Source organism: Lentisphaera marina (assembly GCF_028745505.1).
GTDB classification, from domain to species: domain Bacteria; phylum Verrucomicrobiota; class Lentisphaeria; order Lentisphaerales; family Lentisphaeraceae; genus Lentisphaera; species Lentisphaera marina.
Genome location: NZ_JAQZZL010000001.1, coordinates 528253 through 542152 on the forward strand (window position 1 = coordinate 528253; position 13900 = coordinate 542152).

At 42.5% G+C, this 13900-nt stretch carries 12 protein-coding genes; 9 read left to right on the forward strand and 3 right to left on the reverse strand.

What is annotated here, in order from left to right:
• The first annotated feature begins 120 nt into the window (after positions 1 to 120).
• Complete coding sequence (locus PQO01_RS02325; RefSeq protein WP_274312429.1) at positions 121 to 1368, forward strand: prolyl oligopeptidase family serine peptidase; 1248 nt, start codon at positions 121 to 123, stop codon at positions 1366 to 1368.
• Positions 1369 to 1393: 25 nt separating this feature from the next.
• Here the strand turns inward: PQO01_RS02325 and PQO01_RS02330 are convergent, their stop codons facing one another.
• Positions 1394 to 2314, reverse strand: coding sequence for a hypothetical protein (locus PQO01_RS02330; protein ID WP_274312430.1), 921 nt, complete (start codon positions 2312 to 2314; stop codon positions 1394 to 1396).
• A 196-nt stretch (positions 2315 to 2510) separates the two neighbouring features.
• Here PQO01_RS02330 and efp point away from each other — a divergent pair, with 196 nt between their 5' ends.
• On the forward strand, positions 2511 to 3086 hold the full coding sequence (gene efp / locus PQO01_RS02335; RefSeq protein ID WP_274312431.1) for an elongation factor P: 576 nt from the start codon (positions 2511 to 2513) through the stop codon (positions 3084 to 3086).
• Between the two features lies 1 nt (position 3087).
• Positions 3088 to 3963, forward strand: a complete 876-nt coding sequence (gene epmA, locus PQO01_RS02340) for an EF-P lysine aminoacylase EpmA (protein WP_274312432.1) — start codon at positions 3088 to 3090, stop codon at positions 3961 to 3963.
• A 325-nt stretch (positions 3964 to 4288) separates the two neighbouring features.
• On the opposite strand, the gene ltrA is transcribed toward epmA, so the two are convergent.
• Positions 4289 to 5635, reverse strand: coding sequence for a group II intron reverse transcriptase/maturase (gene ltrA / locus PQO01_RS02345; RefSeq protein WP_274312433.1), 1347 nt, complete (start codon positions 5633 to 5635; stop codon positions 4289 to 4291).
• A 754-nt stretch (positions 5636 to 6389) separates the two neighbouring features.
• Positions 6390 to 7313, reverse strand: coding sequence for a cation diffusion facilitator family transporter (locus tag PQO01_RS02350; protein ID WP_274312434.1), 924 nt, complete (start codon positions 7311 to 7313; stop codon positions 6390 to 6392).
• An 810-nt stretch (positions 7314 to 8123) separates the two neighbouring features.
• On the opposite strand from PQO01_RS02350, the gene gloA reads away from it, so the two are divergent.
• The 6 genes from gloA (at position 8124) to PQO01_RS02380 (ending at position 13820) form a co-directional block, all read left to right on the forward strand.
• A complete protein-coding gene (gene gloA, locus PQO01_RS02355; RefSeq protein WP_274312435.1) occupies positions 8124 to 8513 on the forward strand; it encodes a lactoylglutathione lyase in 390 nt (129 codons plus the stop codon).
• A complete protein-coding gene (gene tgt, locus PQO01_RS02360; protein WP_274312436.1) occupies positions 8513 to 9724 on the forward strand; it encodes a tRNA guanosine(34) transglycosylase Tgt in 1212 nt (403 codons plus the stop codon). The genes gloA and tgt overlap by 1 nt, the downstream gene beginning before the upstream one ends.
• The gene (gene bioD / locus PQO01_RS02365; protein ID WP_274312437.1) at positions 9721 to 10422 is read left to right on the forward strand and encodes a dethiobiotin synthase; all 702 of its coding nucleotides are present in this window, start codon (positions 9721 to 9723) and stop codon (positions 10420 to 10422) included. The genes tgt and bioD overlap by 4 nt, the downstream gene beginning before the upstream one ends.
• Positions 10410 to 11774, forward strand: coding sequence for a rhomboid family intramembrane serine protease (locus PQO01_RS02370; protein WP_274312438.1), 1365 nt, complete (start codon positions 10410 to 10412; stop codon positions 11772 to 11774). Before bioD ends, PQO01_RS02370 begins: the two co-directional genes overlap by 13 nt.
• A 6-nt stretch (positions 11775 to 11780) precedes the next feature.
• Positions 11781 to 12113: a hypothetical protein gene (locus PQO01_RS02375; protein WP_274312439.1), complete on the forward strand. Its 333-nt coding sequence runs from the start codon at positions 11781 to 11783 to the stop codon at positions 12111 to 12113.
• A gap of 138 nt (positions 12114 to 12251) precedes the next feature.
• A complete protein-coding gene (locus tag PQO01_RS02380; RefSeq protein WP_274312440.1) occupies positions 12252 to 13820 on the forward strand; it encodes an arylsulfatase in 1569 nt (522 codons plus the stop codon).
• Positions 13821 to 13900: the final 80 nt, after the last annotated feature.

Below are 13900 nucleotides of genomic sequence, written 5' to 3' on the forward strand. Positions count from 1 at the left end.
CTACTACGCTCTAAAACTTTAGGGCATTCAACAAAAAAACCTAAGTTTTTGTCCCTCCCAAGTAGGCGTATCTTGTTTTAATTGATAATATCAAGACTAAGGAAAATCAGGAGGCCTTAGATGAAAATTATTTACTACACACTCAGCTTAATCATAAGCTTATCTCTTTTTGGAGAAAAACACCGCACGGGAAAATACTCTGTCACAGATAAAGCAATCCCAAGACCTTATTATGAGAGTGTACACAATCGTTGGCCAGGAACCAATGAAAAAATACCTGATGGCGAGCGCATTCCTGTGATGACCATTAAAGATAAAAAGTTTGATGAAGTCACTTGGGACATAGAGGTCCCCGAATCATATGATCCTAACATTCCTGCTGGAATCATTTCCTACATCACACCTGGATCTGGGAAAGCCTTCATTAGTTTACTGGAAAAGTATAATTTGATTTTGATTACGGCAAAAAACTCTGGAAATGATACCTATACCTATGCACGAATTTCCATGGCTTTATGGGGCGTCGATAAATTGAAAGAATCCTACAATATTGATAGTGACCGAATTTTCATTAGTGGCATGTCGGGCGGTGGTCGTGTTTCTAGCATAGCTGCAGCTCTGTTCCCTGAAGTCTACAAGGGTGCAATCTATCAATGTGGTTGTAACTTCGTGCACAATAACGAAAAAAGTCGATTGAATGAAATGAAAGAGAATTACTTTTATTTCTTAACTGGTGATGGCGATTTTAATTTAGAAGATACCCAAAGAGTACTTAAAAAATACACTGATGCAAAAATTCCAAATACAAAAATTCATGTACAAAAAAATCATAAGCACCGCACTTTACCTACTGACATTTTAGATAAAGCTCTCGCCTACATAGACACGCCTCGTGTCGCGAAGTTAGATGCACTTTACACTAAAGGCATGAGCGCTCTTAATAAAAAACAATTTCCCGAGGCCTTTAAATCTTTACAAATTGCCGCCTCAGCTGGCCATGAAAAAGCAATTAAAGAATTTGATAAATTGAAAAAATCTCATGACCAGCTCAAAGAAAAAATCACCCTATCCCACAAAGAAAATGATTATGTAGAGGCCTACAAATCTATTCAAGAATTTGTTTCTACTTATGGTAAAGAGATGGCCAAGGACGAGCTACTTATCATTGAGCAATACAAAAAGAATCCAGCTATCCTTAAAGAATTCAAAGCTGATGCCTACCTCCAAAAAATAAAAATCGCCATGAAAAAGAAGGGCTCTTCCAAAGATAAAATTGAAGCCGGACTCAAAAAGATTTTAGAGCAATGCCCCAATACAAAAACAGCTGAACGAGCCCAGGAATTACTAGATCAAAAAGTTAGTAGTTAAGATAAATCTGATCTTATTAACACTACTATTTCAGCTCCCCTGCTTTTATCCATTCAGGTTTATTTAAACGTCTATCAAATAAAAAGGGCGTCTCTTTATCCTCAGTAACAATTACCTGCATTGGGGGATAATAAGGTCCCTTTTTCTCTTCACTTTTTGAATGAATTAGATCTAACTGAACTCGAGTATAATTGGGTGGCCCATCAGAAGGTAAATACCGCCATTTATGTAAGTTCGCATTAATGTATAAAACGGGTTTTTTGTATGACTCTACCAAAGCAAAAATTTTCTCTTCGTGCAACTTATTACTCGTTCGCGCATGGGCAAGAATAACGGCTGCTTTGCTATTGGGGTACGTTTGAAATTGTTGTGCTATCCATATTTCAGCGTCTTTTCTAGTCTCCTTCCAATAGGCTTCTCCCCCATCTTTCCCTCCAATTTTATGAATGCCAATGATCAAGACATCATCTAGCACAAAAGAGAAATTTTCAGGTCTATGTTTTTGGCGGTTAATTTTAAATGCAAACACTTCGTTAGGCTCTAGAAGATGTTTCTGCCAAAAAGAAAACGCGCGCGCTGAATCTATCTGATCTCTAGTTTCATTATCCCCTATTAAGAAGAACGACGGGATGGTATTATTCTCATAGAGCAAAGAACGCATTTCACTAAATACACTTTCTCCTCCATCAGCTGCTTCATGCATTTGTTTGGCGTCTTTACCGGAACAAATATCTCCTAAATGAGCTATAAATTTGCTGGATTTCTCTTTGTTATCGAGTTCTACATACTGCTTGATAGCTTTTTTAACTTTGGGGTGATAGGGACCACAGCCCATTACCGTGAACTTTAGTAGGGGTTTTAGTTCATTGCCGAGCTTTGTTTCGTCTGGATAATCTGCTCCATAAAGTATCGAACAGACTGTAAATAAAGAGAGCCATTTAATCATATTTTCAGTCCTAGTCATTATTTAATAAGCTATTCGTTACAGAAGTAAAATCATGTCATGCCAAACATATAAAAGTCCCAAATTTTATTTATCATGCTTTTGGCTAGGGGATATTTGTTCCAAAGAATTGCTTTTTGAGCAAGACTTGGCATTGTAGGAAGGAATTTTTAATTAATGCAACTACTTAGGAGTCAACATGGCTGTAATCGGCGTCGAGCAACTTAAGAAAAACATCAAGCTCAAAATTGATGGTCAACCTCACACAGTAACAGATTTCACTTTCACTAAGCCAGGTAAAGGCCAAGCCGTTTACCGCTGTAAACTCAAAAACCTTATCACTGGCAATACTTTCGACCGCTCTTGGCGCTCAGGTGATAACGTTGAAAAAGCTGACCTCTCTACAAGACAGCTCATTTTTTCTTATATCGAAGACAACGCTTTTGTCTTCATGGATGGCGAAACTTATGATCAAGTCATGCTCAGCAAAGACGTCGTTGGCGATAACGCGCACTACCTCATCGATGATGGCGAAGTCGAAGTTCTCTTTTTCGAAGACAACGCTATTGATATCCAACTCCCTAACTTTGTGATCAAGCCTATCCATAAGTCTGATCCAGGCGTAAAAGGTGATACAGCCACAAACGTAACTAAGCCAGCTTATACTGACACAGGTCTTGAGCTTCACGTTCCTATCTTCATCAACGAAGGTGACCTCGTGAAGATTGATACGCGTAATGGCGAATACGTTGAGCGAGTTAACGCTAAGAAGTAGTTTGTCTCGTTTAAACTCACTCAAGCAGCGCAGTGACCTTCTACAGGCTCTGCGCCGTTTTTTTTGGCAGAGGGACTTTATCGAAGTCGAAACTCCCATTCGCCTCATTACCCCTGCACTCGAAGATTACATAGATGCGATTCCCGCAAATGGAAAGTTTTTGCGAACCTCGCCAGAACTGCACATGAAGCGTTTGCTCTGTGAAGGCGCAGAGAAAATCTTTCAAATTGGTGCCTGCTTCCGCGAACATGAACATGGTGAACGCCACCGCGAAGAATTCACTATGCTCGAATGGTATGAAGCTCATTGCGATTACCGCAAAATTGCCGGTGACTTACATGAACTCTTTAAATTCTGTTCAGTAGAACTGAATTCACGCCAAGAATATTTTTCTCAAGAATTAGAAGTTCTCAGCCTCGAAGACGCCTTTGCTAAGTACGCAAAAATCAGCCTAGAAGAAAGTATCGAAAACAATAATTTTGAAGAGACCCTCTGCTTTGAAGTTGAACCTCATTTGGGTAAGGAACGACCCACACTGATTAATGATTACCCAGCCTCCATGGCAGCGCTATCTCGTAAAAAGCAAAATGCACCGCATTTAGCTGAACGCTTTGAAGTATACGTAGATGGACTAGAACTCGCCAATGCTTACTCCGAGCTGACAAATGCCAATGAGCAGCGTCAACGCTTCCAAGAATGCCGTGATTTGCGGAAGTCGCAAAAACGCATCACTTATGATTTGGATGAAAATTTCCTGCAAGCTTTAGAAAATGGCATGCCCGAAGCAGGTGGAATTGCCCTCGGTGTCGATCGCTTAGCTATGGTCTTGTCTGGCGCGAAAGATATCAGCTCGGTTTTAGCTTTTGGCGATGAGTAATCGTTTCATGACCCATTATAAGTCATGCCCATTATTTATAGTTATAATTGATCACGCAGAGACGCTAAGACGCAGAGTTTTTTGCTGGGAGCGCAGGAATCCTTCCTGCTTTGAAAAAGTGAACAGTTACCCCTTGGCAATTTTATCTGTGTTAATCTATGGATGATTTTTTTCTCTATATCGTACCTTTATTTATAGTTATAATTGATCACGCAGAGACGCTAAGACACAGAGTTTTTTGCTGGATAAGGGTAGGGAAAGCTCCTTGCGGAGCCTCCCCTCCTTCCGAACCGTACGTGCGGATCTCCCGCATACGGCTCTCCGGTCAATGCTTACTCCGAAGAGACTGAGATTCCAGTAACCAGGCCTCTTCCAGTGAAAAGAACCCTAGTTCTACAAAGTATTTCTTGGTATATTTCTTGTTATCGATAATCCGATGAGTACCTCTCTTACGGTTGTACTTAGCGATGATACTGCGCAACCTTCTTCGAAAGAAAGCATCAACTTCGAGCATGGTCCAACGATTGGAATGCTTGAAGTACTCATACCAACCTTTGAGACTAGGCCTGAGGGCTTTAATAATTTCTTCTATGGATTGCCAATGACAACGCCTCGTACGCTTGCGTATAGTATCCTTAATTTTAGCCATACTCTGTTTTCGGGGCCACCTATTTATTCTGCCCGTCCTTTTCGAACGCTCAAAGTGATAACCTAGAAATTCAAAGTACTCATCTTGCTGATTCATGTCGGCAATTCGGGTTTTATCGGGGTGAAGATTCAGACCATGGGCCTTCATCCAACGCTTTATCTTGCGCAAGCCCCGTTTAGCCGATTTTGCATTATCGCACATCACCAGAAAGTCATCCGCATACCTCACTATTTCAAAACCAGCGTCTCTCATCCTATGGTCGAATTCATCGAGATAAATATTGGCGAGCAGTGGGCTAATTACGCCTCCTTGCGGAGTCCCTTTCTCGGGTTCCCACTCCTTGATTCCGTCGAATATCCCCGCTTTGAGGAAAGCTTCTATAAGGTCAAGGACCTTGCCATCACTTATTTTCTCTTTGACTCGTGCCATGAGTTTGTCGTGCGGTATCATATCAAAGTAACTTTGAATGTCCGCATCAACGACATAGAGCTGTCCTTGCGTAAGTAGATGATGAACCCGCCTAAGCGCGTCTTTACATCCCCGTTGCGGACGAAAACCAAAACTCTGTGCAGAAAATTCCGCATCATATATCGGTTCAATAACATTCTTGAGCGCAGTCTGAACAACTCTATCTCGCACGGTTGGTATTCCCAATGCACGCGTTTTACCGTCGGCTTTTGGGATCTCTACCCTGCGAACGCATTGCGGAAGGTAAGTCCCCGCCTGTAATTGCTTCATCAATTGTTCAGTATTGTGCTCTAACTCTGATTCATAACGATCCAAGCTCACCATATCCACCCCGTGACTCCCGCCGTTTGCACGAACAGATTCCCAGGCTTCTACAAGGTTCACTTCTCGCGCTACTTTATCTATTAAGCTATACCATTTCCTACCTTCAACTCTTGTTTCAAGAGTTCCCAGCATCTGATCTGTCCAGACTGAAGTTGAGGCCCACGCACGAATCTCTTCGGTGCGCCCTAACTGCTCCCATGAATGTTTAGTCGTCTCTGACAATTGTTTCATTCCTTCATTCTTTTCTTCTCAGTTTCATCTTCCTACTCTCCTTCGCTCTGACGGCTTTCACCGCCTTCTTTACTACTATGAGAGCTCTGACTTCTGCATGCCTTATTGCACTGCACATGCAGATCTCCCTGATTAACGTCACACAACCTTCACGGCATTCCGTCTCCAACCACCCTATAGACTTCCTCTACTGCTTTGCTACTCGCTGATATTCAGCATAGAGGATTTTCAGAACTACCTTTTTTTTTTTTCTTTCTGTTCCAAGCTTCGCCAAGCGCACGCAGGCTCGCCAGTACTATAAAGCCGAATCGAGTTCGTCATCCTACGGACTGCTGTTTCGTCTTGCCTTGCTCTCCACCCCGCCTCACGACAACGCAGTTAGGTTCGACTACAACATAATCAGCCTTTGTTGATGAGGACTTTCACCTCATTGATTGTGTGCGCTCTCAGGCGCACGAGCGCAGGAATCCTTCCTGCTTTGAAAAAGTGACCAGTTATCCCTTGGCAATTTTATCTGTGTTAATCTATGGATGATTTTTTTTCCTTCATTATGGCAAGGCCATTACACTTTAAATAGCCTGGGATGTCAATCCCAGGATTTATCCGTTAAAAATGATTTGCAATGCCGATAGGTTTTGTACCCAAGGGCACAATTAATTTTTCAACATATTCTATACCCACATTTACATGTGGGCCTAATTAAAGTGCCATCGCTTGGCGATGGAATTTGATGCAGCTTTTGCGAAGTCCGCAATTATTGTCGACTTAGCAGCTTTTGGCGATGAGTAATAAGCTCTGGATTAACGGCACTAATCGGATCCATGTGGACTAGGCAATCAGAATTTTCCCAGCGTGCTTGAACTTTGTCTTCAATGCGATCCGCCACTTCATGGGCATCCATGAGTAAAACATCATCCTCAAATTCTAAATGTACTTGAAAGAAAAGAGTTTTGCCCGAACGTCGCGTCCGTACATCATGAAAGCCTAAAATATTCTGTTCTGCTTGGATAATCGCCTCGAATTCTTTTACATCTTCTTCTGGAAGTTCATGATCCAATAACATTTCTAAGGCATGCTCAAAAACTTCCCATGCTGCTTTCACAATTAAAAGAGCCACAATAATTCCACCAATCGCATCTGCATAAGGAATGCCTAAGTAAGCTAGGATCAAAGCAACTACCGCCCCTACATTCGCCCAAATATCAGAAACAAAATGCGCACGATCAGCCTTTACTACTAAAGAGCCCGTGATATTATAAACTTTTTGCTGATAAGTAATGAGCGCTAAAGTTAAAGCCAAAGAAAAAAGCATAATCCCAATCGCCAAGCCCGTTTTCTCCATAGGTGCTGGATCAAATAGGCGTTCACCTGCTTGATATAAAACACTTAGCCCCGCAATCAATACAATGCCCGATTGGAATAGAGCCGCCAAGCCCTCGGCCTTTCCATGACCAAAACGATGATCATCATCTGCAGGTTTTAAGGAATAGCTTAGGATGGCAAAACTTAGGAGAGAAGCCAAGAAGTCTAAACTTGAGTCTGTTAAGGAGGAGAGTAGCGTGGCTGAACCCGTAAAATTCCAGGCTATAAATTTTGAGATAAGTAGAATAAGCCCCGTGGCCATCGAAAATTGAATCGCCCGCCGACTGAGTTTGCTATATTCATCATTTTTATCCATAAATGAATTTGGTCTTGCTAAGTAAATTTTACAAGCGAATAAATCATTCCTGTATTTTGAATACTCAAAAACGCTTAGTCCCATTGAAACAGCTTCCACCACCGATGGTGTAGAAGACTCCGAGAATTAATCCACAGATGACTCAGATTAATATCGAAGAAAGATTTAAGATTATACGATTATTTATGCGCCGTTCCGTCAGAACGAGATGTGACGTGAAATTAAGATCCTATGCTTAAAGAAGCTGTGTGAAAAATACATTTTTCAGGTGCTAGACACCGACATGGATTAGCCTGTGGCGTGAGCCACAGAATATGAGTTAAAATCTCAACAAGGGCTCACTTGTGAGTTCGGCATATAGTGTCGGACCCCAAATGGGGCCCTTGCTGATTATTGCGAACATGGTACATGCACCTCACGGTAGCATGCTAGAATTTGTCGGGCTTTCAGCCCTAATGTGGGCTGTTTTTCACACAGCCTCTATATCCATGGACTGAGTTATGCTTCGGCACGGTCACATTTTCATTCAAAATAAAGAACTACATCGTTAAATGGATAATAGAATAAGATTAAACTAAGTTCGCTAAATATTATTTATTAATCTGTGATTGTCTGCGAAATCTGTGGATAGAAACTCTTTCTATAGTGTGCTCAATAGCTAAGTCATGCTCTATGCCATGGCCTCGGCATTCTATACACATTTTCTAGCCAAACGAGGTACTTGCTTGATTAATAAACATTGGGATTCTTGAAGATGTGCCTCTAGCAAGTAAAGTGGGCGGAATAAAATAATTAATTAGGTCCTTATAGATGAAATTTCTTCACACTATGATTCGCGTCGGCAATCTCGAACGCTCCATCAAGTTTTACACTGAAAACTTCGGCATGAAACTCATTCGCCAAAAAGATTATCCCGGCGGAAAATTTACCCTCGCATTTATTGGCTATGGGGATGAAGCTGACAACACTGTAATCGAGCTCACTCATAACTGGGAAACTGAGTCCTACGATATTGGCGATGGCTTTGGTCACTTTGCTCTTGGCGTTGAAGATATTTATTCCGTTTGCGACAAGCTTCGCGAAGACGGCGTTATCATTACTCGTGAACCGGGCCCCATGAAGCATGGCACAACTGTGATTGCCTTTGTGAAAGATCCCGATGGTTATAGCATTGAATTGATTGAACGGAAAAGCCTTTAATGAGTTTTACCCTCCACAAAAAAGATGGTGAAGCACGCCTCGGCACCTTAAAAACTTCACACGGCGATGTTCCCACTCCCATTTTCATGCCCGTAGGTACTGTAGGTTCAGTCAAAACTATGGACTCCGAAGATATGATGGAGCTCGACGCAAAAATCATCCTCGGCAATACTTACCACCTCTACCTCCGTCCCGGCCTACGCATTATTGATGAAGCGGGAGATCTGCACAAATTCATCAATTGGGATCGTCCGATCTTAACTGACTCTGGTGGTTACCAAGTTTTTAGTTTGGCCAAATTGCGCAAGCTCAAGTATGATGGCGTTGAGTTTCGATCACACATTGATGGTGAAAAAATCTTTATCGGCCCAAAAGAGTCCATGGAAATCCAAAAGAGTCTAGGCTCAGATATTGTGATGATCTTTGACGAATGCACGCCTTACCCAGCAACTTATGAGCAAGCCAAAGAATCCCTAGAAATCACTCAGCGTTGGGGCGACGAATGTGCCAAAGTTGAATTGCACCCACATCAAATGCTCTTTGGTATTGTACAAGGATCAACCTTCGAAGATCTACGCATTGAATCGGCGCGTTATTTAGCTGATATGGATTTACCGGGCTACGCAATTGGCGGCCTCTCTGTGGGTGAGCCCGAAGAAGAAATGCTCAAAACACTTGATTGGGTTTTACCTGAACTTCCCGAAGATAAACCGCGCTACCTCATGGGAGTCGGCACACCCCCGCAGTTAGTGGAATCAGTGGCTCGTGGAGTCGATATGTTTGACTGCGTTCTCCCCACGCGTGTCGCTCGTCACGGAACGGCTTATACTTCTAGCGGACAAGTACAGATCAAAGCCTCTAAATGGCGCAATGATTTTGGTCCCATTGATGACGAATGTGACTGCAAAGTTTGTACGGGCTATAGCCGTGCCTATGTTCGTCACTTACTCAGTACCAACGAATTCTCTGGCATGCGTTTGATGACTTACCACAACTTGCACTTTTACCTGCGCCTTATGGAACGCATTCGCTTGGCCATTAAGGAAGATCGCTTCGAAGAGTTCCGTCAAGACTTTCACGCTCGTTACCAACGTGGACAGGGCGAACGCGAAGAACGCCAAGTCAAGCGTAACAAAGCTCTGGATAAAGAAATCCTTGAAGAGAAACGCGCCCGTAAAAAAATGCGTACTCAGCAAAAGAAGAAAGGGTGAAGACTCTATTTATCACCGGTACGGGAACTGGCGTGGGCAAAACCATTGCCAGTGCTTGGCTCTGCCGTGAACTCAGTGAGCAAGGCCATAAAGTTGCCTACGTAAAGCCTGTGCAAACCGGCGGTATTCCCTGTGGAGAAGTTTTACTCTCGGTTGATTTAGAATACGTCAAAGCCTCGGCACCCAAAATGGTGGGCACACTTTGTTGCATGAACTTTCATATCCCCGCCTCACCACACCTGGTTGCTCAAGAAGAAAATCGTCCCATCACCCTGGCTCACTTGATTGAAAAGATTGATAAGTTTGCCCAGGAATACGAGCCCGATTACTTAATCGTCGAAGGCGCGGGAGGCATTGCCGTCCCCCTAAATGATGAAGATGAAATGCACGACCTCTGTAAAGCTTTAAATGCGCAAGCCATTGTCGTCAGTTCCACTGCTTTAGGAACGCTTAATCATAGCAAGCTGACAATCAATTATCTCCAACAGCATGGCATTGATCAGATTTCGACTATCCTTATGAGGCCAGAAGAAGAATTAGAAGTCATTGAGAATGATAATCTTTTGCGACTTGCGCAAATGGCACCGAATCTCGCTTGTCTGCCCTACTACCCTGGGCTCGATTCGGAAAAAGGTTCTCTCCCTACTGATTTTCATGCGTCCGAAACCCACTTTGAGTTGATGCCATGGACTACTTAGTTTCGAAAAGCGTTAAAGTTTTGGTCAATATCGAGGGTTCCTTGCGTGAGCTGCCCGCTTCTTTACAATTTTACTCAAACTACCTACTTCTGGTCATGGCTGATCGCGATGTTCGCATTCCCTTGAGCGATATAGATACTCTTCAGCTGCAAAATAATGAATTGCGTATCCGCATCCATTCTCCCCAGGGTCCACAAACTTTTGCGATGGTCTTTGAAAGTAAGGAAGAAGCAAAGGACCTCATGTCTTACTTGCCTCTTCAAAAAGAGGCTCAAGAAAGCCAAGACTTCATGCAAAACCTTGATTACAGCGCAAAGAAAACACCTGTCACCACGGTAATCATTGCCCTCAATATTTTGGTTTTTGTCCTCATGTATGGAGGCGAAAAACTGAATATTATTAACCCTCAAAATCTAGATGTATTCATTAAATGGGGCAGTAACCGAATTTTTGAAACTATTGATCAGCCTTGGCGCCTCTTCACTTGTGCCTGGCTTCACTTCGGTATTTTGCATATTGCCTGCAACATGTATTTCCTGCACGCCATTGGCCGACTCAGCGAAAAACTACTTGGCCCAGTTTGCTACATCATCATTTACATCTTTTCGGCCTTTATGGGCAGTTTGGCGAGCCTCCTGTGGAATGCTGATGGCATCATAAGTGCAGGTGCCTCTGGAGCCGTATTTGGCGTAGTCGGTATGATTTGTGCATTCTTAGTGATGCGCCGCAACGAAGTTCCGACAACTGCCTTTAAAAGCCTTAAAAATAGCATGATGCAAATCGTTGTTCTCAACTTCTTATTCGGCATGTCAGTTCCTGGCATTGATAATGCGGCCCACTTTGGCGGCTTACTCGGCGGTTTTATCGGAGCTGCAATTATGAGCCGCTCGCTTGATCCCAAAAAACGCCGTGCACAATTTATGCCTAAAGTTTTCTTGGGGCTAACTTGTCTGCCACTCATCTGTATGGGTGTTTGGAAAAGCGGTTTGATTCACTCAAAACCAATAATTGTTTTTGAACAGCTCACTCAAAAAATAGCTGATAATCAAGATAAAGAATGGATAAATAGTGATCACTTAATCCAAGCCTACATTGATAAAGTCATCAGTGAGGAGGAGTTCAAAGATGAGGTTAATAAGGAGAAAGAGTTTTGGCAAGAACAATTGAATGCCATGACTAAAATTGAACTCGATAAAGAATCCCGTTTTTTAAATCATTATCAGAATATCCTAGCTCGTTGCCAATTCCAAATTGACTACCGCCAAGAACTCATTTCTAGAAAAAGAAACAAACAAGAATTAATCTTTTTCTATATGCAGAAAAAGTTAGAATGGAAGGAACTCATTAAGTAATTTCCCATGACTTATATCAATGAAATCATCTTTGCTTTAATTGGCCTTAGTCTTTTCATTGCTCTTGTTTATTTCATAAAAACTTCCACTCGTCGCAAACTCTTCAAATCCATAAAAACGAATGTCGCAAAAGGCGACTTGCGCCAAGCACTTATTTCTGTCTACCTCTTGCTGAAAGCAAAAAACTCTTCGCATGAGATTTATTCCCTTAAAATCCTCATGCGAGATAAACAAAATAAAGCACTCTGTAGTCAAATTTTAGCCCTTCAACATGCCATTATTAATGAGCGCACCTTCAATGCTGACTTGCTCTTGATTGAGCTCAAAAAGTTTAAATAAGGCAAAGAATGCCTCACTAGCTTTAGTTTATGTTAAAGAATGGTTAATTTCCTGTTTTTGAAGCACAAAACATTACTACTTCACTCGAGCTTCGGATACCTTTAGTAATCCTAAAATTAAACAAGGAATTATGGGTAAATGATCTCTTTAAAAAAATTCGTTGCTGCGGCAGCTCTCACAGTAGGCTCTGCTTACGCGGCTACTGAAAAGCCTAATATTCTCGTCATCTGGGGCGATGATATTGGCGTTCACAATATCAGTGCTTACAATCACGGTATCATGGGTTATCAAACACCTAATATTGATAGAATCGGTAATGAAGGCGCTCTCTTTACAGATGCTTATGGTGAGCAAACATGCACGGCAGGTCGCGCCGCTTTTATCTTGGGTCAATCTCCTTTTAGAACTGGCCTCCTCACTATTGGTATGCCCGGATCCGATCATGGCATACCCGATTGGGCTCCAACTATTGGTGACCTGCTCAAAAACCATGGTTACATGACTGCTCACTTTGGCAAAAACCATCTTGGTGATCAAGACAAGCATCTCCCCTCCAATCATGGTTTCGATGAATTCTATGGTAACCTCTATCACCTCAATGCAGAAGAAGAACCCGAAACTTATTATTATCCAAAAGATCCTGAATTCCGCAAGAAATACGGTCCTCGTGGCGTTATTAAATCGACTTCTGACGGCAAAATCGAAGACACTGGCCCAATGACTCGCAAACGCATGGAGACCTGTGATGAAGATTTCCTGGCCCACGGGCTCGACTTCATGGATCGTGCTCACAAAGCTGAAAAACCTTTCTTCTTATGGTTCAACTCCACTCGCATGCATGTTTGGACGCGCCTTAAAAAAGAATCCTATGGCAAAACAGGTGTCGGCATTTACGCTGATGGCATGGTTGAACACGATGGTCACGTTGGTCAATTACTCGACAAACTCGACGAATTAGGTATTGCAGACAATACAATTGTCATGTACTCAACTGATAATGGTGCTGAAACTTTTACTTGGCCTGATGGTGGGATAACTCCTTTTCATGGTGAAAAGGGAACTAACTTTGAGGGTGGGCACCGCGTACCTCTTCTCGTGAAATGGCCTGGCACAATTAAAGCTAACACCAAGTACAATGATATGATTTCTCACATGGATTGGATGCCTACTTTTTTAGCGGCTGCAGGTGAGCCTGATGTTAAGAAAAAACTTATGTCTAAAGCAGGCCATCAGGCCAATGGTAAAAACTGGCGCGTCAAGCTCGCTGGTTACAATTACCTCCCCTACTTTAAGGGAGAAGTCAAAGACGTCCCAAGAGAATCCTATATTTATTGGTCGGCTAATGGTGAATTAACAGCTATTCGCTGGACTGACTGGAAAGTCAGCTTTGCACAACTCATTGGCAACGTGGCGCAAGGCGTTCGCTTCGAAACCAACTGGCCTGAAATCACTCATCTTAAAGCTGATCCCTACGAAATGATGGCCAAACATTCGGATATGTATATCCGTTGGTATGGCGACCAAATGTGGCTCTTTGTTCCTATACAACAACAGATAGAACAAATGGCCGCAGGCTTCTTTGAATACCCTTACCAAAAGGGACAAATACTCAGTGTCGCAGATGTGGGTTATAACACAATAGACATGCTAGAGCTTCAAAAAAAGCTGAAAAACATGCAAAAACTCATCCCTAGCTCTCGTCAATAAAAAACACTGCTAAGCACCAGATTTATCTGGTGCTTTTTTATTTAAGTCGATTGCATTGAATACATAAACTGTGTGGAAAT

Coding starts and splice junctions, on each gene's coding strand:
- efp (WP_274312431.1), top strand. CDS start 2,511: ATGGCTGTAATCGGCGTCGAGCAACTTAAGAAAAACATCAAGCTCAAA.
- PQO01_RS02375 (WP_274312439.1), top strand. CDS start 11,781: ATGACTTATATCAATGAAATCATCTTTGCTTTAATTGGCCTTAGTCTT.
- PQO01_RS02325 (WP_274312429.1), top strand. CDS start 121: ATGAAAATTATTTACTACACACTCAGCTTAATCATAAGCTTATCTCTT.
- tgt (WP_274312436.1), top strand. CDS start 8,513: ATGAGTTTTACCCTCCACAAAAAAGATGGTGAAGCACGCCTCGGCACC.
- PQO01_RS02380 (WP_274312440.1), top strand. CDS start 12,252: ATGATCTCTTTAAAAAAATTCGTTGCTGCGGCAGCTCTCACAGTAGGC.
- gloA (WP_274312435.1), top strand. CDS start 8,124: ATGAAATTTCTTCACACTATGATTCGCGTCGGCAATCTCGAACGCTCC.
- PQO01_RS02370 (WP_274312438.1), top strand. CDS start 10,410: ATGGACTACTTAGTTTCGAAAAGCGTTAAAGTTTTGGTCAATATCGAG.
- PQO01_RS02330 (WP_274312430.1), bottom strand. CDS start 2,314: ATGATTAAATGGCTCTCTTTATTTACAGTCTGTTCGATACTTTATGGA.
- PQO01_RS02350 (WP_274312434.1), bottom strand. CDS start 7,313: ATGGATAAAAATGATGAATATAGCAAACTCAGTCGGCGGGCGATTCAA.
- ltrA (WP_274312433.1), bottom strand. CDS start 5,635: ATGAAACAATTGTCAGAGACGACTAAACATTCATGGGAGCAGTTAGGG.